Annotated in this window: 14 protein-coding genes and 3 pseudogenes; 8 read left to right on the forward strand and 9 right to left on the reverse strand. The window is 70.9% G+C overall.

What is annotated here, in order from left to right:
* Position 1 precedes the first annotated feature (1 nt).
* On the reverse strand, positions 2-1036 hold the full coding sequence (locus AC07AB_RS34065) for a ketoacyl-ACP synthase III family protein (protein ID WP_478575369.1): 1035 nt from the start codon (positions 1034-1036) through the stop codon (positions 2-4).
* 27 nt (positions 1037-1063) lie between these two features.
* A complete protein-coding gene (locus AC07AB_RS34070; protein WP_478575371.1) occupies positions 1064-1336 on the reverse strand; it encodes a phosphopantetheine-binding protein in 273 nt (90 codons plus the stop codon).
* 659 nt (positions 1337-1995) lie between these two features.
* On the opposite strand from AC07AB_RS34070, the pseudogene AC07AB_RS34075 reads away from it, so the two are divergent.
* Both AC07AB_RS34075 and AC07AB_RS34080 read left to right on the forward strand, forming a co-directional pair.
* Positions 1996-2199 (forward strand): annotated as a pseudogene (locus tag AC07AB_RS34075) (helix-turn-helix domain-containing protein); the annotation flags it as partial.
* A 589-nt stretch (positions 2200-2788) separates the two neighbouring features.
* Positions 2789-4054 carry an MFS transporter gene (locus AC07AB_RS34080; protein ID WP_478575515.1) on the forward strand — a complete coding sequence of 422 codons (1266 nt, stop codon included), beginning with the start codon at positions 2789-2791 and terminating at the stop codon, positions 4052-4054.
* 226 nt (positions 4055-4280) lie between these two features.
* On the opposite strand, the gene AC07AB_RS34085 is transcribed toward AC07AB_RS34080, so the two are convergent.
* From AC07AB_RS34085 to AC07AB_RS34115, 7 genes and pseudogenes are all read right to left on the reverse strand, one after another.
* Positions 4281-4934, reverse strand: coding sequence for a DUF4232 domain-containing protein (locus tag AC07AB_RS34085; protein ID WP_478575374.1), 654 nt, complete (start codon positions 4932-4934; stop codon positions 4281-4283).
* Positions 4935-5199: 265 nt separating this feature from the next.
* The gene (locus AC07AB_RS34090) at positions 5200-6384 is read right to left on the reverse strand and encodes a hypothetical protein (RefSeq protein WP_478575376.1); all 1185 of its coding nucleotides are present in this window, start codon (positions 6382-6384) and stop codon (positions 5200-5202) included.
* Between the two features lie 723 nt (positions 6385-7107).
* Positions 7108-7569 carry an NUDIX hydrolase gene (locus tag AC07AB_RS34095; RefSeq protein ID WP_478575518.1) on the reverse strand — a complete coding sequence of 154 codons (462 nt, stop codon included), beginning with the start codon at positions 7567-7569 and terminating at the stop codon, positions 7108-7110.
* 92 nt (positions 7570-7661) lie between these two features.
* Complete coding sequence (locus AC07AB_RS34100) at positions 7662-8777, reverse strand: DNA glycosylase AlkZ-like family protein (protein ID WP_478575378.1); 1116 nt, start codon at positions 8775-8777, stop codon at positions 7662-7664.
* Positions 8778-9201: 424 nt separating this feature from the next.
* Positions 9202-9513: pseudogene (locus AC07AB_RS34105) on the reverse strand (B12-binding domain-containing radical SAM protein); the annotation flags it as partial.
* A 112-nt stretch (positions 9514-9625) separates the two neighbouring features.
* A pseudogene (locus tag AC07AB_RS34110) lies at positions 9626-10016 on the reverse strand (IS1380 family transposase); the annotation flags it as partial.
* A gap of 192 nt (positions 10017-10208) precedes the next feature.
* Complete coding sequence (locus tag AC07AB_RS34115; RefSeq protein WP_478575381.1) at positions 10209-11525, reverse strand: MFS transporter; 1317 nt, start codon at positions 11523-11525, stop codon at positions 10209-10211.
* A 465-nt stretch (positions 11526-11990) separates the two neighbouring features.
* Here AC07AB_RS34115 and AC07AB_RS34120 point away from each other — a divergent pair, with 465 nt between their 5' ends.
* The 6 genes from AC07AB_RS34120 to AC07AB_RS34145 all read left to right on the forward strand — a co-directional run bounded on the left by AC07AB_RS34120 (position 11991) and on the right by AC07AB_RS34145 (position 19444).
* A complete protein-coding gene (locus AC07AB_RS34120; protein WP_478575384.1) occupies positions 11991-13007 on the forward strand; it encodes a LacI family DNA-binding transcriptional regulator in 1017 nt (338 codons plus the stop codon).
* Positions 13008-13783: 776 nt separating this feature from the next.
* Entirely contained in the window at positions 13784-14980 is a 1197-nt protein-coding gene (locus AC07AB_RS34125) for a hypothetical protein (protein WP_478575386.1), read from the forward strand.
* A complete protein-coding gene (locus AC07AB_RS34130; protein ID WP_478575389.1) occupies positions 14967-16667 on the forward strand; it encodes a class I adenylate-forming enzyme family protein in 1701 nt (566 codons plus the stop codon). Before AC07AB_RS34125 ends, AC07AB_RS34130 begins: the two co-directional genes overlap by 14 nt.
* 43 nt (positions 16668-16710) lie before the next feature.
* Positions 16711-17877 carry a CaiB/BaiF CoA transferase family protein gene (locus AC07AB_RS34135; protein WP_478575392.1) on the forward strand — a complete coding sequence of 389 codons (1167 nt, stop codon included), beginning with the start codon at positions 16711-16713 and terminating at the stop codon, positions 17875-17877.
* Entirely contained in the window at positions 17874-18716 is an 843-nt protein-coding gene (locus tag AC07AB_RS34140) for an enoyl-CoA hydratase/isomerase family protein (RefSeq protein ID WP_478575395.1), read from the forward strand. The genes AC07AB_RS34135 and AC07AB_RS34140 overlap by 4 nt, the downstream gene beginning before the upstream one ends.
* 284 nt (positions 18717-19000) lie before the next feature.
* A complete protein-coding gene (locus AC07AB_RS34145) occupies positions 19001-19444 on the forward strand; it encodes an NUDIX hydrolase (protein ID WP_478575398.1) in 444 nt (147 codons plus the stop codon).
* Positions 19445-19583 lie beyond the last annotated feature (139 nt).

Genomic DNA, 19583 nt, shown 5'->3' on the forward strand with positions numbered 1-19583 from the left:
GTCAGTCCACCCACGAAGGACGTTCGAGGATGCTGAAGACCGCACATGCGATGTTGAATCCCGGACCGACGCCGAGCATGAGGAAATGATCGCCCGGACCCAGTTCCCCGGTCCTGACCAGGTGTTCCAGCGAGATGAACTGATCGCTCGCGCCGGCATGGCTGATGGTACGGCTGAAATCCCAGGTCGATCGGCTCATGGGCAGTCCGAGCGGAATCATGCCCCGGCCCTCGACCCGTCCGCGCGATCCGTTGACATAGGCGACCTTGGTGACGTCGTCTATCTTGATCCCGGATTCCTCCAAGGTGCGGGTCACCAGTTCGTCCTGGGCCGCGATGATCGGGAGCGGGCCCCCTGGCGGCTGTTCCGCGTTCTCCATCCAGTGCTTCTTGGTGGCCGCGAAGTTCAGCGGGCGCCCGAGCGTCTCCCCCGGTGGGAACATCGGCTCACCACTGCGGTGCATTCCCTCGTACTCGGGCAAGGTGACCGCGTTGACGGATTCGAGTCGGGCGAATCCGGGGGTCCTGCTGAGCACCACGGCGCAGCCCGCGTCCGCCATGGGGAAGTGCGGGCTGAAACGTAAGCGGTCGATGCGCGGCGAATTGAAGTTGTCGGCGCTCGTGATGACCGCGGAGTCGCGTTCCGGTACGCCCATCAGATAGCCGGCCGCGAGTTCCAGGGCGCTGAACATGCCCATGCAGCCCTGCCTCACCTCGGCCGCCACCACATTGCCGCCGACCGCGTGCCGCTGGATGTAGTACTGCGGGCACCAGCCGTCCGGGCCCTGATACCAGACGCTGGCGTACAGCAGCATGCCCAACTCGGACTGGTCCTTGCCGGAGCGGTGCAATGCCTCGCGCACCGCGTGCAGGGCCATTTCGGGGGCCGGCGTCTCACCGGCCACGGCGATACTGGCGAAGTCGTACTCCTTTGCGGCGGCGGCGTCGATCATCCCCTCCGCCACCGCCGACTCCATACTTATCTTCTCCGGTACATAGACACCGAGGCCGCCGACGAACACGTCTTTCGTTTTCACGGAAGGAAACCTCTCGACGTTTCAGGGTCAGCCGACGGGCTGCTGAAGTTCCAGAATCAGATCCGTCAAGTGTTCCAGGTCCTTGAAGTGGTCACCAACCATCTTCTTCGGCGGCACGCGCACACCGATTTCGTCGCGTATGAAAGCGAGCAGTCGCGCCGTCTTTATGGAGTCGAGCACGCCCCATTCAAGCAACGGGGTGGTCGACGTCAGATCGGCGCCCGCCTGCCCTTCCAGCAAGTCGTTCCGAACAAAACCGATGAGCTTTTCGAGCAGGTCCACGCGTTCGACGTCAGACACTTTCTCTCCAGCCTGATGGCAGTAGGCCGCAAACGGCCCGAGCAACGACAAGGGGGATATTCAACCGGTCCGGAAAATGGTGTGAACCATTTCGCGGCACGGCGCACTCAACGACCAGATTCGCGCGAGTGACGCGCTATCCGGCCGGACGAATCGACCTTAGATGCCCAGCAGTCTGCCCACCAGGCCAGTCGCCTGTCAAGGAGAGACTGCGATACACAATTCGATGCACAATTGGCTACACACCCCCTCGAATCCGAACACCGCTCCATCGCCCATCGGGAGGCAGGAATCCTAACCAGTCGAATGCGAAACATTACTCGGCGGTAAAATTTTCCTCATGTCCCGCGCGCTCCGGACGCGGATCGCCAGGGGAATCCGGTCGGGAATTGGAGCCCACCCCGGGACTGCCGAAGCCGCTCCGCCAACGATGCGAACAGCGACTTCTCCTGTCCACTGCCATCCAATCGAGGCGCTTGACGGCGAACCCAGCCGTTCCGGCCTTCCTGACCGGCGAACCGGTGCTCTGAGCGGGAACGTTCGCCGGGCTGCTCGTTGTGCTGCTTAAACGTGTTGTCGGCGACAGCATGAGGGCGGCATTGGCAGAACGGGGCAGGGTCCGGCGACTGACCGAACAGGAGTGACAGAAACCTCAGCGGATCGCACCGCGGGGCAGTACGGACTCGGTGCGGTTCCGGCGGGCGATGATGCCGCTCGCCTCGGTCGGCGGCAGTACGGTCCCGGTGATTGCGCGGCTGGTGCAGGCCGACGAGGAAACGGTCCGCGGCGCGATCCGCCGTTTCGACGAGAGGGGGCCGGCCTCCTTGGCTCCTCGGCGGACTGGAGGGCATCCCCGCCCGCTCAGCCCTTTCTCACCGAGGGCCGTCCTGAGGGCCGTCCCGAGAACCGCAATGTCGGCATGGCGCGCGTCAATCTCGGAGAAGGCGAACTTCTCCGCAAGTACTTCAACGCACTCAACGTAGTCCAGCACGCCGCGCTGGAAATCGGCAGGATTCACGACACGCACTCCCGTGGCCACATCTCCGAAGCGGCCGGTAACACCTGGCACCACAACACCACCGCGACCGGCGGGCGCGGATCGGCGACCACGGCCGGGCGGCCACGGCCGGGCGGCCACGCCGTACGCCGTCGACTACCGGACCCCGGGGCGCCGCCCGCGCCCCGATACAGCGAGCCGCCGGCACAGCGAGCCGCCGGCATCGTGCGGGAGTCCCGTGCATCCGACCCGGCGATCAGGAAGGCGTCGCGGCGCACGCCCGGCGGGCGGAGGGCTGGGCGGATACCTGCGCGGCGTAGTCCGGCAGTGTCCCCGGCCTTCGTGTGCACCCGTAACCCGTGATCATGCCGGGCAGTTCAGCCAATATGCGCACAACTTCCTCGCACGTCCCGCTGCCCATCGCGCCATCCGCGCCGGTGGCCGCCGCGCCCTCCCTGCCACGGCTGGCGGCTGCCTCGCTCGTCGGTACCGCCATCGAGTTCTACGACTTCCTCATCTACGGCATCGCGGCGGCTCTGGTGCTCGGGCCGCAGTTCTTCCCGACGGTCTCGCCCCTGGCCGGGACGCTCGCCGCCCTCGCCACGTTCGGCGTCGGCTTCATGGCGCGGCCGGTCGGCTCCGTACTCTTCGGCCACCTGGGAGACCGGCACGGCCGACGGCCCGTCCTGGTGATCTCGCTGCTGTTGACCGGGCTCGCCACGGTGGCTGTCGGCTGCCTGCCGACGTACGACTCGATCGGCATCGCCGCGCCCGTGCTGCTGGTGGTGCTGCGCTTCGCGCAGGGGATCGGGGTGGGCGGGGAGTGGGGCGGTGCGGTGCTGCTGATCGCCGAGCACGCGCCGGCCGGCCGGCGCGGACTGTGGGCGAGCTTCGCGCAGGTCGGTCCGCCGCTCGGCTCCGTGCTGGCCAACAGCATCATGCTGGCGCTGTCCGCCGCCCTGAGCGACGCGCAGTTCACGCTCTGGGGATGGCGGCTGCCGTTCCTGTTCGCGGGCGTGCTCACCGCGGCGGGACTCGCACTGCGCACCTCGCTCCCGGAAAGCCCCGACTTCCTCGAACAGCGCGAGCACGCGCGCATGCCGATCGCCGAAGTGGTGCGCGAGCACCGGCGGCTGCTCCTGCTCACCGCCGGAGGACTCGCCACCGGAACCGCCGTCTCCTACACCATGTCAACCTGGGCGCTGTCCTACGCCGTTGACCGCCTGGGCGTGGACCGCACCGTCATGCTCGGCTGCACGCTGTCCATCGCCGTCATCACGGGCGTGCTCACCCCCGTGGCCGCCACCCTGGGGGACCGCTTCGGGCGGCGGTCCCTGTGTCTGCTCGGGTGCGCGGGCTGCGCGGTATGGATGTTCCCGATGATCGCACTCCTGTCGACCGGCCGACCGCTACTGATCTTCCTCGGCTTCGTGGTCGCGATGCTCGCGTGCGTCACGATGCTCGCCGTCGTCGCGGCGTATCTGCCGGAGCTGTACGCCTCCCGGGTCCGCTGCACAGGCGCGTCCGTCGGCTACAACCTGGGCACGGTCCTGGGCGGCGCACTCACGCCGATGGTGGCCACCGCCCTTGCCCACGGGCCCGGCACACCCTGGGGCGTGGCCGCGTACCTGACGGCCATCGCCCTGCTGAGCCTGGGCTGCTTCACCCTCCTGCCGGACACCCGGACCGCAGCCACACAACCGGCCGCGGTCACCGGATAACCGCACCATCGGCGCCATCAGCACCTGCGCCACCAAAGCCCGCCCACCGGCCAGGACCGCGACGGGCGCGGCTGGCCGCGTCAGGATGAGCGCCCACCCGTCGGCCTGCGTACGACGGGCGGCAGGAGTCTTCGAGTCCTCCACCGGTTGGTGCGTGGCCTGCCCAGGCCACGGATGCGCCGGCCGTGTCCCGGCAGCGGCGCCGGGACGGTCTTGCCGCGGCCTGTCAGTGCTCTTCGAAGACCGGGGTGACTTGCAGGCCCCCCTTGCCTGTGTCGCTCACCGGCAGGCTGAGTACGACCGGGGCGGTGACATGGTGCGTCTCATTCGGAGGGGTTACCACGAGGGCGGTGCCGCGGACGCCCGAGCCGCCGGTGTCGTTGATCGGATAGACGACGTTGGCGGTGGCCGTCTTCCCCGCCTTGAGGGTGAACGCCATCCCCACCTCCTGCTTGTCGCGATCCACCGGCTGTGTGCCGTAGTTGGTCTTTATGTCGACGCCCGGGAACCCGTCCATCCGGCAGTTACTGCCGGTGTTCGTGAACCTGATGACAATCGAGCCCATACCCTGGCGGGCCTCGCCCTGGTTCTTCGCCGTGATGCGCAGATTCGAGGTGCGGCACGTCGAGGACGTCGAGGAGGCGTGCGAGCCGTTCCCGGACGACGCCCCGGACCCACTGGAGGAGTTGGCCGTCGATCCGCTGGAGGGCTTGGCCGACGATCCGCTGAGCGAGTCCGAGGACGGCGCCGCCGTCGAGGAGGAGCCGCCCTTGCCGTTCGTGTCCGAGGAGTCGCTCGCCCCGCATGCTGTGAGCGCGACGGTGGCGGCCAGTCCGACGGCCGTGGCGGTAGCGGCCCTGCGGACGGATATGCGGTGCATGGTGTGCTCCTCGGTAGCTGCGGACGCGGTGTCCGGCGCGGTTCGGTGTCCGTTGCCGATCCCTCTCGCCCCGGACGGCAACCAATATTTCAGCCTGCGCTGTCGTCCGGCCAACTCCTGGCCCCGTGGGCGGCCCGCGCCGTGCGAGCGCCGCGCGGGCGCCCCCGGGATCATGCCCCGCCCCCAGGATCGGCCAGGCAGAGCGCGATGCCCCGGCCGATGCCCTTCGACGCTCCGGTGACCAGGACACGCTTGTCCGTGAGCATCACGCGTCCGCCCCCGATGTCACTCGATGGGGCTGCCGACCATGGATGGTGGCCAGGGAGTGGGCCAGCCGCCGCGCGAGAGCCAGGCTGGTGAGCGACGGGTTGGCGGCGCCCATGCGGGGAAAGGTCGCCGGCCCGCAGGCATAGAGGCAGGGGATGGCGGCGAACGCGTGGTGGTCGTCGAGTACGTCGCCCAGCGGCAACGTGCACCCCTCGTGATCCTCGGTACCCAGCGGGCTCGACCACGTGAAAGGCCCTTCGGACGTCTGAGCGCCGAACGACTCCGGCAGCACGAACGCGTTGGTGCGCACCGGATGGTCGAAGTCGTCGAAAACCAGGGGCGTGGCGGGGAGGCCGAACTCGGCGGCCAGTTGGCGCCACACCTGGTCCAGCACCTGGCGCTGCCGTCCGATGACGTCCCGGTCGGCCGGGCCCGGATCCGCCGTGACCGTCGTGCGCCACGGGTACTCGCCGGCCGGCTCGCACATGACGTGACTACCGGTCCCGGGCATCTGCTCCCCGGTGAGCCGCACGTCGAAGACCAGGACGCCGGGTTCGGGCCTTTCGACCGTGATGAACAGGTTCGACCGGACGGCGTCCTCGCACGCGGTCACGTACGAGCCGGGTGCGACGTCCGCCGGGCAGTGGGGTGCTCCGCCGTCGGCAGCGCCCCCGGCGTCGCGCACCCGCAGGAAGAAGCCCTGGACGATGTGGTCGGTGAGCCCGTTCAGCCGGGGCGGGCGGCCGGGGTCGGCCGCGCACAGCGCCTGGATGGCCAGCCTGCTGCTCTCGATGGTCCCGGCGGCCAGGACCACCGAGTCCGCGGAGATCCGGCGGACCCTCGCGTTCGGGCCGCCTTCCCGGACGAGGACGCCGCGGGCCCGCCCGTCCTCGATGTCGGCCGAGAGGACTTCGGTGCCGCACAGGAACCGGATGCCGCGCGGACCGTCCAGCGCGGCGCCCGTCACCGGATGGCGCCAATGGTCCAGCGGGGAGTAGGCGTACCAGCGGCCCTCGTCACCGAACCGGGTTTCGGCCTGCGGGGTGCGCACGAGATTCGCGCAACCGTCCAGGGCAAGTCTGAGGCCGAGCTGCACGACGGTACCGGCGTGGTCTTCGGACAGGGTGGCGGTGTAGGTCTTCCAGCCGCCGGTGTCGGTGGTGCTCAGTGCGATGGGTACCAAGGTCTTGGGCTGGGTGTCGAGGGCGATGAGGGCGTGAAAGCTGAACTTGGCGTCCGTGGGGGTCTTGGCCCGTACGGTCAGGCAGGTGCCGGCGGGGGCGGCCAGCCTCGTCTGTTACAGGCGCACGGTGGCGTCGCAACGGGGGTGCCAGGGCACCGGCCAGGCGCAGGCACGAGCCGCCGCCTTCCCAGGCTTCGTCGAAGCACGGGGAGGCGGCCATCCGAGAGTTGCCGGTGTGGCGGGTGATCCACCGGTAGGTGGGCAGGACGTCCTGCGGTGACAGGTTGGCCCAGCCGTTGCCGCCCTCACGAGTCTCCGTCCCGGCGTGGTGGTAAGCCGTTCCGTGGCCGGTGTTGAAGTGGGTGACGAACGGCAGGGATGTGATGGTGGTGCCTTCGCCGATGTGGGCGGCGATGCCGGGCCAGTCGCCCTCGGAGGGGTCATGGCAGGGACCGCTCCAGTAGTCGGCGCGTGCGGGCGAGGGGTTCCCGCGCGATTCATATGGCATGGCCACCAGTTCCCCGACCAGAGGGACGGACAGGGGTGCCAGGTCTCGCGATTCCTCCATGGCCAACTGGCGACGGTGGCTTCGTCGGCCCGAGGTTCTTGTCGAGTACGCGGATATCGTCGCGGTCGGCCCGAGGGGGGCGATGTGGCCGGTGCCGACGGCCGGTTCGAGTGCGGGGTGCTCGCCGGTCACCCGCCGGGGCTTCGGGCCGGGGTTCAGGAGGTGTGTTCCCAGCCGAAGCGTGAGCGCACGCGGCCTGCGGCGATGTGGGCGAGTGCGGCGGCGTGGTAGGGCACGGTGTTCGGTGGGATGTCGTCGAACGCGTACCAGGCGATGCCGCCGCACTTGTCGGGCTCGGCGTTGTGCGGCTCGCCTTCCCAGGCGGTCGCGCGGTAGAAGACGCCCAGGCGGGGCTCTTCGCCGGGAGCGCGGTGGTCGATGAAGTGGGCGAATTCGAGGTCGTCGGCGGCGACGCTCACGCCGATCTCCTCGAAGCCCTCGCGGGCCGTGCCGTCGTCGGTGGGTTCGCCTTCGTCCAGGTGTCCGCTGGGGACCTGCCACTGTCCGGCGGCATAACCGCCCTGGCGCAGGCTCAGCAGCACGCGGTCGTCGCGGATGAGGAGGAGGTGGACGTCGCAGATGCGGCGATGGCGCTGGACAGTCGTGGGTGTGGTCACGGTGGTGAAGGTTCTCTCTGAGGCCGGTGGGGCGTCGATTATGGCGGTGCCTGGCCGCCTGCCGGAGCTGTTCTCGCCTTTCGGGTGACGTGTCAGCCCGGCTCGGTGCGTAGGAACGCCTCGGCTTCTTCCAGTCGTTGGCGGATCAGGCGCAGTACGCCGCGCGGCGGGCGGGTGAAGAAGGCGGACCGTACGGTGCGGGTCCTCTTGTCCCACTGCCACGTTCCGGTGATCCGGCCCGCGAGGGTGATGGCGGCGCGGACTTCCCCGATCGGGTTGAACGCGCGTGTCCGGTGTGCGGGGTCGTGGTAGCGGGCGCGGGTGGTGCAGTAGCCCTTGAGGGTGGGGTCCTCGAAGGCCAGGAGCCGCACATGCTCCCCGGGCAGTTCGGGGGTGGCTCGGAGCTGGTCGAGGTCCGCGGTCAGGACGAGGTGTTCGTCGGGCAGGATTCCCACGCGCACCCGTGTGACGTGGTCCTTGAGTGCCGCCAGGGCGGGGGCGATCTCGGCGCGGGTGAGGCCGGACCACCACATGAGGTCGCCCTCGGCGGCGGGGCCGTAGGCGCGCAGGTAGCGGCGGACGAGGGCGATGGTCGCCGCGGCGGGGTCGGGGTGGTTCAGGGCGAGGCCGGGGTGGGCGTGCTCGACGAGCGCGAACCGGCGGTTCTCGCGATGCAGGGAGGCGGCGGTGTTGCGGCAGGTGACGAGGCCCGATTCCCAGGCCCACTTGATGCCCAGCCGGACCGCTTCGGTGGTGGCCGCGAGGTGCTGCTTGGCGAGGCGGTCTTGCAGGTCGCGGTAGCCGAGCGGGCCGCCCTCCAGGACTTCGAGACAGTGGTCGGCCCACGGTTGCAGCTCGGCGCGGCCGATGCCGTGGCGGCGGGCGGTGGATGCCAGCCGCAGCCGCAGGGTTGCCGCGTGCGCGTCGGCGGCCTGGTCCAGCGGCCACAGATGCAGGGTGCGGCGCACGCACCGCACCCTGACCAGCGTTCCGCCCGGCGCGAGGGCGTCCCGCAGTTGGGCGGCGGCGAAACCGGGCAGGCGGGTGTGAGCGGTGACGTAGGGGGTCAGGAGCCGGGCCGCGTGCAGCCCGGCGTGCGCGTCGGCGAGCAGGGCCGGACTGTCCGCCGGGAGGGTGGGGCCCCAGCCGTGGCGGGTGGCCACGGCCGCCCGCTCGGCCGCGGCCGTGAGCGCCACGGGCGAAGCCACTCGGTGCTCCTTTGGGGTGCGGGAGGCGGATGGTGGTCTGGGGCCGCGAGGAGCACCCGAGCGTAGTGGTGGCCGTCAGGCCATGGGGGCGGATGCCGGGAGTTGGTGCCGCTCCGGCCACAATTCTTCGACCATGGCCGCTAACTGCTCGTACCCGTACTGCACTTCGGCGTACTGGTCCTCGGCGCCCCACCAGTGCCTGTCGTTGTGGTGGATGTGGTACTGGCTCCAGTCCCCGGTCCGGCCCGGCTGGCTGCTGGTGGCCGTGCAGGTCGAACTCGTCCGGGTGGTCGTAGACGTAGGTGCCGGGCAGCGGCACGAACCGGAACACGGAGACGCGGTCGATGCCGGGGGCGATCTCGGCAAGGAGCTCCATCGTCTCGGCGGTGCTCTGCCGGCTCTCCCCGGGGTAGCCGTGGATCAAGAACAGCTTGACGCTGATCCCCGCACCGCGGCTCCAACGCACCGCCCGCCGGATGTGTTCGGCGGTGATGTTCTTCCGCATGGCCTTGAGAATCCGCCGACTGCCGGACTCCATGCCGTACTTGACCCCCAGGCAGCCGGAGGCAGCCATGTCGGTGAGCAGCTGCTCGTCCACGGTGTCCACGCGGGAGAGTGCCGACCATTTCAGGCCGAGGTCGGTGATGTGGGTGCAGATGTCGCGGACCTTGCTCTTGTTGACGATGAAGTTGTCGTCCACGATCGCGAAGCCCTCGATCCCGTATCGCTCGATCATGTCGACGAGCTCGCGGCGCGCGCTCGCGCGGCTCCTCGAAGGCGTCGCGTTGCCATTCGTACGTGCTTCGGGGAAGGCCCGGTTCCTCAGAAGCGCTCGCCGCCACGAGGGCGGTGACACTCAATTGGACTCCGGGGTGCGGTCGTTCTCTACGGACAACCAACCGCATCCCCTGCGATCGACCCGCCCGGATATCGCCGTCGAGTTCGGCGGCCCGGGCGCCGTCGCGGATCTCACCGCCCGGCTCAACAGCCGCCGCCCAGGCGGAAAGTGGGGCTGTTAGGGCGGCCTGGTGGATTGCATGGGTGATGGTCACGCCGATCGAGCAGGACAGTCGGCGTTCGCACTGGGCGAGCCAGGCGGCGAACTCGCGTGGGCCGCCTGCGGATTCGGTCCGGATCCGGATCGGCGTCCGGCGTCCGTGCCGGTACCTCTTCGGTAGCTGTGCCAGGTCAGGCGGGTTGAGCCGCCTCCATGTGGTCGGTGGCTGCGTCGCTGCCCGCGGTTCGCGCGAGCACCCAGGCAGTGCGAGAGTCCCGAGCTTGGGTGCCGCCCGGGCCCGGGCCGGTTCGTGAAGGTGGCGCCTGGGGCGGCGGGCCCCGGGGCGAGGGCTGCCGCACGAAGCCCCGCCTCCGTAAGAGCCGTGCCGCAACGAAGTCCTGCTCAGCATCACGTCGCCGCCGACCCCAGGGCGTCTACGCGCCCGTACCAGCGCCCACCAGCTCCGCCTCCGGCTGTCGCCGCGCGCGGTTGCGCAGGTGGACGGCGATGCCCACGAGTCCGGCGACCGCTAGCGCCTCCAGCCCGATGAGGTAGTACGCCGGGGACAGGCGGTCGCCGCTCGAATCGATGAGGGCGGTGACGATGTAGGGCGCGAACCCGCCGAACGCGGCGTTCGCGATGGAGTAGACGATCGACAGGTACGAGTTGCGGACGTTGCCCGCGGTGAGTTCGGAGAGCATCGCGGGTGTCGGGCCGGCGGTGAGTCCGAGGAAGGCCGCGAAGAGGACGACCGAGAGTCCGATGCCGAATGTCCCTCCCCGGATGAGGAGTTGGTAGCAGGGCACGGCGAGTACGGTCAGGCCGACGGCCCCGGTCAGCATGACCTTCCAGCGCGCGACGCGGTCGGAGAGCCATCCGCCGAGCACGATGAACCCGGCGTAGGCCGTCAGTCCGACGAGCGAGGCGATCAGGCCCTCGGACAGGCTCCGTTCGAGTACGCCCTCGAAGAAGGTGGGCAGGAACTGGAGCGTGACGTATCCGCCCGCGGTCCAGGACACGATGGCCGCGGTCCCCGCGATGATCATGCGCCAGTGGCTGCGGAAGACCTCCTTCACCGGGCTGTCGGCGACCTCGCCCTGTTCCCGCATGGCGGTGAAGGCGGGGGTCTCCTCGACGTGCCGTCGGATGTACCAACCGCCGATACCGAGGGGCAGGCCCAGCAGGAAGGGGATGCGCCAGCCCGTCGAGTAGAGGAAGTCGTGGCTCATCCAGCTCGTGAGGGCCGTACCGAGGCCCGCGGAGAGGGCGAGCGCCACGGCGATGCTGGCGGCCTGGGTGGACCCGAACAGGCCGCGCCGCCGGGCCGGGGCGTGCTCGAACAGGAGCGAGGCGGCGCCGCCGAACTCGCCGCCCGCCGAGAACCCTTGGACGAGGCGCAGCACGGTGAGCAGGACCGGCGCGAGAAGCCCGACCGAGGTGAACGAGGGCAGCGCGCCGATCAGCGTTGTCGCACCGGACATGGTGAGAATGACGATGGACAGCACCCATTGCCGTCCCCTTTTGTCACCGAGGTGACCGAAGACGACCGCGCCCACCGGGCGGAGGACGAACGCCGCGCCGAAGATGGCCAGCGTGGCGAGGAGGCCGGTCAGCCCGTCGGTATCGGGGAAGAACGTCTTGGCGAGAACGGGTGAGAAGTACCCGTAGATGGCGAAGTCGTACCATTCCACGAAGTTTCCGATGGCAGCCGCGACGATGGTCTTGGTCTTGCCGGGCCCCTTTGTCTCCATCGGGTCTCCTTTGACGGTCAGACGGGCGCCGCTATCGCGCGGGGTGCGGATGCCGGTCGCTCGACGCTCGGACCAGGTCGTCGCACGATCTGGTATGACGTTTTACCAAGGTCAAGGTAAGCGGGGGATAATACGCCGTCAAGCAGTGTTGCGCCCCGTGCATCGGAGTCGGCCGGGGCGCTTCCTCCCTGTTCGGGCGAGTCGCCGGTGGCGTCGTGGCGGGCAGTGCCGGTCAGATGGCGGCCGGGAGCCCGCCGCCCCGGGGCGCTCCGCGGGACGGGGCCGATGGGGTTCCTGCCGGCTCTCGGTGAGGCAGGGCTCGCGGATTCCGAGGGGCCGGGAACGAGGGGTGAGGCGGAGGCCGGGCCCGGACCGTGCGCCGTCGCGGAGGCCAGGGCGCCTCCCGCGTGGGCGCGGCGGCGATCAAGCTAGTGTGTGCATCAGTCTTGGGGAGGATTGCACGCGATGGCCACTCTCGCCGATGTAGCGAAGCGGGCAGGGGTGTCGGTCGGGGTCGTGTCCCGACTGCTCAACGGCGACGACACTCTCCGCGCACGGGACGAGACGAAGCAGCGGGTCAGGGCCGCGGCGGCCGAACTCGGATACACGCCGAACTACGCGGCGCGCGCACTGCGCAAGTCCAGGGTCGGTGTGATCGGCCTGGCCGTGCACGACGCGAGCAACCCCGTCTACAGCGAGATCGTCGCCGGCGCCCAGGCCGAGGCGGCGAACGCGGGCTACGCCCTCATGCTGTCCGACGTCAACGCGCTGGCGACGGACGACGAGATGTTCAAGCGGTTCGTCTCCGGCGGCGCGATCGACGGCCTGCTCCTCCAGCGGGCCGGCACCGCCGCCGACTCGCTGGTCTCGAAGATCGCGTCCGGCCAGGTGCCGACCGTACTTCTCAACGACCACACGCGGGGCACCATCGGCAGCGTGGCCGTCGACGACTACACGGCGGCGCATCTGGCCGTCTCCCACCTCATCGAACTCGGCCACGAGCACATCGGCCTGCTCCAGGTCGACGGCCCCCGGAGCCGTGCGGCCCGCCGGCGCAAGGGGTGGGTCGACGCGCTCACGGCCGCCGGGCTGGAAGCGCCGAAGTCGCGCGTCTTCCGCGGCGGCCACACCGCCGAGGAGGGGTACCGGGGCATGAGCGAACTGCTCTCGGCGCCCGCGCTCCCCACGGCCGTGTTCGCCGCGAACGTCCTCTCCGCCGTCGGCGCGCTCAGCGCGGCGCACGACATGGGGGTGCGGGTGCCCGACGGCATCTCGCTCGTCGGTCTCCACGACGTCTTCGTCGCGGACTTCCTCCAGCCCCGGCTCACGGTGGTGCGGCTCCCGCTCTTCGAGCTCGGCGCCAGGGCGGTGACGCTTCTCCTGAGCCAGATGGACAACGAGCCGGCCCGCCACGAGAGCATCACGACCCCGGCCCCCGTCATGGTGGTCCGCAAATCCAGCGCCCCACCCGCGAGCCGCTGATTCCGGGTGCGCCGTCCCGGGCGCCGCTGACGCCGAGCCTCGCGCCTCGTCGGCTCTGCACGTGCCACCCCGGACGCCGCTGGCGCCGAGTGCCCCGCCGCACACCTCGCCGACCCTGCGCGTACCGCCCCGGGCCGTCGACGCCGAGCCTCCCGCGTCACCGGCCCTGCGTGCCCTACCCCAGTCGCCGTTGGCAGCGGTCGCCTCGCCTCCGGTGTCGGCGACACCCTCGGCTCACCCATGGGCGACCCGGCCTTTGTCGCCCATGACGTACGGACTCCCGCCACGCGCCCTCACGAACCCGGCCTCGCTCCCCGCGTGAACCGCGGCCTTCCGCTGGCTGCCCGCCGCGGATGTGCCGGGCCGGCCCGTTCGATGAACTGCGGGTTTCCGGCCGTCCGCCCGGCGTGATGTGCGGGCCCGCATGAGGCGTCCGCCCGGGACTCACCTCGCCGCACTGTGCCCCCTGGCCGTGTGCCCCCGTGGCTGCCCCCTGCCCGTTCGACACACACGCCCCACCCGTCACGCGAGCCAGTGCCCTCCGCCGTCCGTCCACCGTGCGCCCGCTCGACACGGTGGACGGACGCACTCCACGGCCGCGTGCCCAACCGGCCCAACCCGCCCGGCCCAGCGGCCCGCGAAGTCGCCGAACGAAACCCGCCTTTGCCCACCTCCGGCGAGAGAGGCTAGTCTGGTAAGACGTTTTACCACCTAGTGTCGCAGCGTACTGCCGAACCCGGTGCGCGGCGCCTGACGAGCCGGACGAGGAGGTCTTGATGCGGAACGCGAGCCGCCTTCAAGGAATTACCTGGGACCACCCACGTGGCATCGACGCCCTCCGTGCCGCCGGTGGCGAGTTCGAGCGCGGGACGGGTATCACGATCGACTGGACCGTCCGCTCGCTCCGGGAGTTCGAGGACACGCCGGTGGCCGAACTGGCGGCTGCGTACGACCTCGTGGCGCTCGACCACCCGTTCATCGGTGACGCGGTGGAGGCGGGCGCCCTGCTGCCGCTGGACACCGTGTTCCTCCCCGCGGAACTGGCCGAACGCGCCGAGGACTCAGCCGGTCCGAGCGACGCCAGCTACCACTGGAAGGGACACCAGTGGGGCGGCGCCGTGGATGCCGCGTGCATGGTCAGCGCCCACCGCGCCGGTGCCGTCGCCCGTGCGGAGATACCGGTCCGGTGGGAGGACGTCAGCGGGTTCGCGCGGCGCCACGGACGGGAGTCGGTGCTGCTGGCGGCCAACCCGACCCATCTCTGGGGCACCGTGCTCTCCCTGTGCGAGGCCGTCACGAACACCGCCGTCGGCCCGCGTGAGAGCTGGCGCCGGGGCGGTGACGGCCGCCCGGCCTGGTGGGGGGAGGCCGGTATCGACCCCGAACTCCTGGAGGAGGGCATCGAGCGGGCAGGCCGCCTGCTGTCGCTCTGCGCGCCCGCATCGCTGGCGAGCGACCCGATCACCGTGCACGAACGCCTCGCCCGCACCGGCGACCCGGCCCTCTACTGCCCGCTGGTGTTCGGCTACATCACCTACGCCCGACCCGGCGCGCGTGACGCGCTCGTGGCGTTCGGCGACGCTCCGCGTATCGGTGATGCCCCCGTCGGCACGCTGACGGGCGGGGTGGGGCTCGCCGTCTCGGCCCGCTCGGCAGCGGGGCGTGACGCCGCCGCCTTCGTGCGGTTCGCGACGTCGGCGGAGACCCAGGCCGGTCACGCGCACAAAGCGGGAGGGCAAGCGGGCCGCCGCTCCGTATGGCAGGACGAACGGGTCGACGCCGAGGTCACGCACTTCTACCGCGACACCCTCGCCACGATGGACCGTTCCTTCCTGCGGCCCCGGCTGCCCGGCTACCCGGACTACCAGCGCGCGGCGGCGCACACGCTGCACAGCGGTGTGGCCGACGGCGTACGGCCGCGGGCGCTCGCGACCGAGCTGACACACCTGTGGCGCAAGCATGTCCGCGTCTGATCCCCGTCCGGGCGGCCCGCGCCCCCGCACCGTCGCCGAGCAGTTCGCGCGGGTCGAAGCCGCGTACGGAGACCGCCCGGCGCTGCGTTCGACGGAGGCGGAGCCGGAGACAGCGATGGGGATGGAGACAGCGACGGGGACGGCGACAGCTACCGGGCGGGACTCCGGCTGGCTGACCTTCGCGGAAGTCGCCGGGCTGGCCCAAGCGGCCGTGTCCCGGCTGGCCGCCCTGGGCGCCGTCCCCGGTGACCGGATCGTGCTCGCGCTGCCGAACAGCGTGATCCTCCGTGTCCTCGACCGGGCCGTGCTCGGGGCCGGGCTCGTGCGGGTGGCGCTCTCCCCGCGGCTGCACGCACGCGAGATCGCCGACATCGCCGCCGACTGCGACGCCCGGGTGGTCTGCTGCCGCGCGGAGGCGGAGGCCGACATCCGCGCGGCTCTCGCCGCGGTCGGGTCGGCGGCACGCGTGACGGTCTGCTCCGACACGGCGGCCCCATCCGGCCAGGCGACCGGGGCCCGGACGAGCTCCACCCGGGCGACCGCGCCCCTCACTCCGGGCTCGTTGGCCTCATCGGTGGCGACCCCGCCACCGACGCACACCGCGTGGCCCCCGCCGGCCCCCTCCGACATCGCGATGCTGATGTACAGCTCGGGGACGACGGGCCGCCCCAAAGGGGTCGTCGTCACCCATGCGACCTGGGTGGCGCAGACCACCCGGGCGCTGCGCGAACTGCCCGCGATCGGCCCCGGGGACGTCGTCCTGGCCGTGGCCCCCATGAGCCACTTCGGCGGGTCGATCGGCCTCGACTGCGCCGTGAGCGGCGCGGCCACGGTGGCGATGCCGCACTTCGATGCGCGTGCGGTCCTGGCGGCCGTCGACGCGTTCGGTGTGACGGTCCTCCCGCTGGCGCCGATCATGCTCGACCGCGTGGCGCGCGCCGCCGAGGGGCCGGTACCGGTCTCCCCGCCACAGGGCATCAGGGCCGTCCCGTACGGAGGTTCACCCATCGGCATCGCATCGCTCGAACGGGCGGAGCGGGTCTTCCCCGGAGTCCTCACCCAGTTCTACGGGCTGGCCGAGGCTCTGGCACCGCTCACGGTGCTGACGCCCGCCGACCATGCCTCAAGGGTGCCCGGCCGGTTGGGGTCGGCGGGGCGGGCCGTCGCCGGTGTCGCGCTGAGACTGGTGGACGGGGAGGTCGTGGTACGCGGTGACACCGTGATGGACGGGTACTGGAACCGACCGGAGCTGACCAAGGCCGCGTTCACCGGCGGGTGGTTCCGTACCGGCGACCTGGGAGACATCGACGCCGACGGCTACGTACGCCTTCTGGGCCGCTCCAGCGAGATGATCGTGACCGGGGGGTTCAACGTCTACCCCGCCGAGGTCGAGCGTGTCGTCTCCACGGTCGACGGCATCCATGAGGTGGCCGTCGTGGGCATGCCCCACCCGGTATGGGGCGAGGGCGTCACCGCGGCGGTCGTACTCGACAGCGGCCCGACCACCGGCACCCCCGGTGAAGAGGTCCTCGCCGGTATCGCACACGCCTGCGCGGCCGCCCTGGCCGGCTACAAGAAGCCCGTCGCCGTGCACGCCGTACCCGAGATCCCGAGGAACGCCGCGGGCAAGACCGACCGGAAGACGCTGCGGCAAAGACTGTCCGGCCACTCCGAACGCTCTGACTGATCCGACCGCTCCGACCGCTCCGACCGAGAGGAACAACAAGACGATGCAAGCGCTTGACGCCATCCGCGTCCTCGACTTCACGCAGATGATGCTGGGCCCGTTCGCCACCCAGGTCCTCGCCGACCTCGGCGCGGACGTGATCAAGGTGGAACGCCCCGAGGGCGAGTGGGAACGCGACCTCGCCATGATGGGCGAGTACGTCGATGGCCAGTCGGCGGCCTTCCTCGCGATGAACCGCAACAAGCGCTCGGTGGCGCTTGACCTCAAGGACCCTCGGGCCAAGGAAGCGCTGCTGAGGCTGGGTGCGACGTGCGACGTCGTCGTCGAGAACTTCCGCCCCGGTGTGATGGACCGGCTCGGCCTCGGCTACGACGACTTCAAGGCCGTGCGGGACGACATCATCTACTGCTCGGGCTCCGGCTGGGGCCAGGACACCGCGTTCGCCAGGGAGGGCAGGCCGGGCCAGGACCTTCTCATCCAGTCGATGTCCGGGCTCGCGGCTTCGACGGGCCGTGCGAGTGATCCGCCGACCCCCGCCGGTACGGCCATCGTGGACCACGCGACCGCGCTCACTCTCTCCAACGGCATCCTGGCCGCGATCATCGCCCGCGGCACGCACGGCATCGGCCAGCGGGTGGAGGTGGATCTGTACTCGACCGCCATCGCGATGCAGTGCCAGGAGATCTCGACCTTCGTCAACCAGGGCACGGAGTACCGGCGGTCCGAGTCCGGCATCGGCCAGGCGTGGCTGTCGGCGCCGTTCGGGGTCTACGAGGCGAGCGACGGGTGGCTGGCCCTGGCGATGGCGCCACTCGAAACGGTCGCCGACGCCGTAGGAGTCGCCGCCCTCGCCGACTTCGACGCCTGGGCCGAACGGGACGATGCCAAACGGGCGTTGGAGGACGTCACCCGGACGGGCACGGTCCAGCACTGGCTCGACGTGCTCCTCCCGAAGGGCATTTGGGCGGCACGGGTGCGCACCACCAAGGAGGCCGTGGACGAGCTGCGGGACGAGGGCTCCGACCTGCTGGTCACCCTCGACGGTCCGGCGGGAACGCCGATCGAGCTGGTCGGCTGCCCCATCTCGCTCAGCGCGACACCGTGGCGGCAGCGCCTCGCGCCACCACGGACCGGTGAGCACACTGCGGCCGTCCTCGGCGAGGTCCTCGACGGGGAGAGCCTGACCGCTCTGGTGGGTGAGAACCGGTGACCGCGCGGCAGGAGCAACCCGCCGTCGTGGCGGGCGAGACCGACCGTCCGCACCGGCATCTGGCGGTCCAGGACCATGCCGTCGACGGCGGCGGCGTCGTGCGCGTCCTGAGGATCGACCGGGAGGAGAAGCTCGGCGCGCTGTCCGGCGCACTCGTCGCAGCGCTCGGAGAGCAGATCGTCCGTGTCCGGCAGGACCGGGAGGTCCGTGCGGTCGTCCTCACCGGCACCGGCCGCGGCTTCATCGCGGGCGCCGACGTGGGCGAGTACTCCGGGGTCGGCACCGACGCGTTCCTGGAGTACCAGCGGATGTCGCGCCAGGTCTTCGACGCCCTCGAACGCCTGCCGCAGCCCAGCGTCGCCGCCGTGAACGGATACGCCTTCGGGGGCGGGTTCGAGGTCGCGCTCTGCTGTGACTTCATTCTCGCCTCCACCCGTGCGAGGTTCGCCCTGCCCGAGGTCACGCTCGGCCTCATCCCGGGAGGCGGCGGCACCCAGCGGCTGGCCAGGGCCACCGGGACCCGCTTCACCAAGGAACTGGTGATGACCGGCCGCAGCGTCCGGCCCGACGAGGCCGTCCGGCGGGGCCTGGTGACCGAGGTCGCCGAGCCGGAGGCGCTGGCGGAGCGGGCCCTCGCCTTCGCCGTGCTCCTCGCGATCCAGGCGCCGCTCGCGGTCCGTGAGGCCAAGCTCGTCATCGACGGCGGGGTGGCCCAGGGGCTGGACGCGGCGCTCTCGGCGGAGCAGGCGGCGCTCGGCCGGCTCTTCGATTCCGCTGACGGGCAGGAGGGCATCAGCGCCTTCCTCGGCAAGCGCGCGCCCCGGTTCACGGGGGCCTGACCGCACGTTCCGGCGGAACGGTGAGAGAGCCGACCCAACGGGAGGAGGAGGGCGGAGGAGGGCGAGGGCGCATCCGGGGCGTACCCAGCGGCCCCGGCCGGCCCTCCCCCTCCCTCCCGGCACTCGCGCACCGCCGCAGGGAACGCGCCGTCGCCGACGCCGGTCTCCGCCGCGAACGCCGCGGTGTGCTCGGCGACTTCGGCGTAGGCGGTGAGCGGCCACCGCAGGATTCGCCGCGTGCTACGTTCCGCAGCGTCCGCCGCACCTCGCCGCCGAGGACCGTCATGCCGCAGCCCGCCGTATTCCCCGTCTCCGTCAAGGGCGTTGCCTGCGACGCGCACGACCGCGTCCTGCTGCTGCGCAACGAGCGCGATGAGTGGGAACTACCCGGCGGCCGTCTGGAGCCGGGCGATCCGCACGCCGGGGTACCCGCCGATGCCAGCCCCGAGCGCGCTCTGGAGCGTGAGGTACGGGAGGAGACGGGCTGGACGGTCGCGGCCGGCCCCCTGATCCCCGGCGGCGTGTGGATCTACGAACCGCTCCCCCACCGCCGCGTGCTGATCGTCACTTACGGCTGCACCGTCCTGACCCCCCGGCAGGCTCCAGTCCTCAGCCACGAGCACCAGCAGATCGGGCTCTTCACCGCCGACCAGGTCACGGACCTGGTCATGCCCGAGGGCTACAAGCGGTCGATCGCCGCCTGGTACGCGCGAGCCCATCCCGTATGACCACGCCCAGTGGATGACCGGGCCCGGTCGACGCCGGGCCTGTGCCTGCGCCATGCGGCGTACGAGGTGGGCGGGGGCTCTGTCGGCGTGGTTCTCGGCGTAGCCGTTGCCGACGCCGCTGGGGTGCGTAGGGGCTGCG

It is taken from the genome of Streptomyces sp. NPDC044033 (genome assembly GCF_056434425.1).

Excerpts from the sequence above, each read along its gene's own strand:
- AC07AB_RS34085 (WP_478575374.1), bottom strand. The coding sequence starts at position 4,934 with ATGCACCGCATATCCGTCCGCAGGGCCGCTACCGCCACGGCCGTCGGA.
- AC07AB_RS34115 (WP_478575381.1), bottom strand. The coding sequence starts at position 11,525 with ATGGAGACAAAGGGGCCCGGCAAGACCAAGACCATCGTCGCGGCTGCC.
- AC07AB_RS34120 (WP_478575384.1), top strand. The coding sequence starts at position 11,991 with ATGGCCACTCTCGCCGATGTAGCGAAGCGGGCAGGGGTGTCGGTCGGG.
- AC07AB_RS34125 (WP_478575386.1), top strand. The coding sequence starts at position 13,784 with ATGCGGAACGCGAGCCGCCTTCAAGGAATTACCTGGGACCACCCACGT.
- AC07AB_RS34130 (WP_478575389.1), top strand. The coding sequence starts at position 14,967 with ATGTCCGCGTCTGATCCCCGTCCGGGCGGCCCGCGCCCCCGCACCGTC.
- AC07AB_RS34135 (WP_478575392.1), top strand. The coding sequence starts at position 16,711 with ATGCAAGCGCTTGACGCCATCCGCGTCCTCGACTTCACGCAGATGATG.
- AC07AB_RS34145 (WP_478575398.1), top strand. The coding sequence starts at position 19,001 with ATGCCGCAGCCCGCCGTATTCCCCGTCTCCGTCAAGGGCGTTGCCTGC.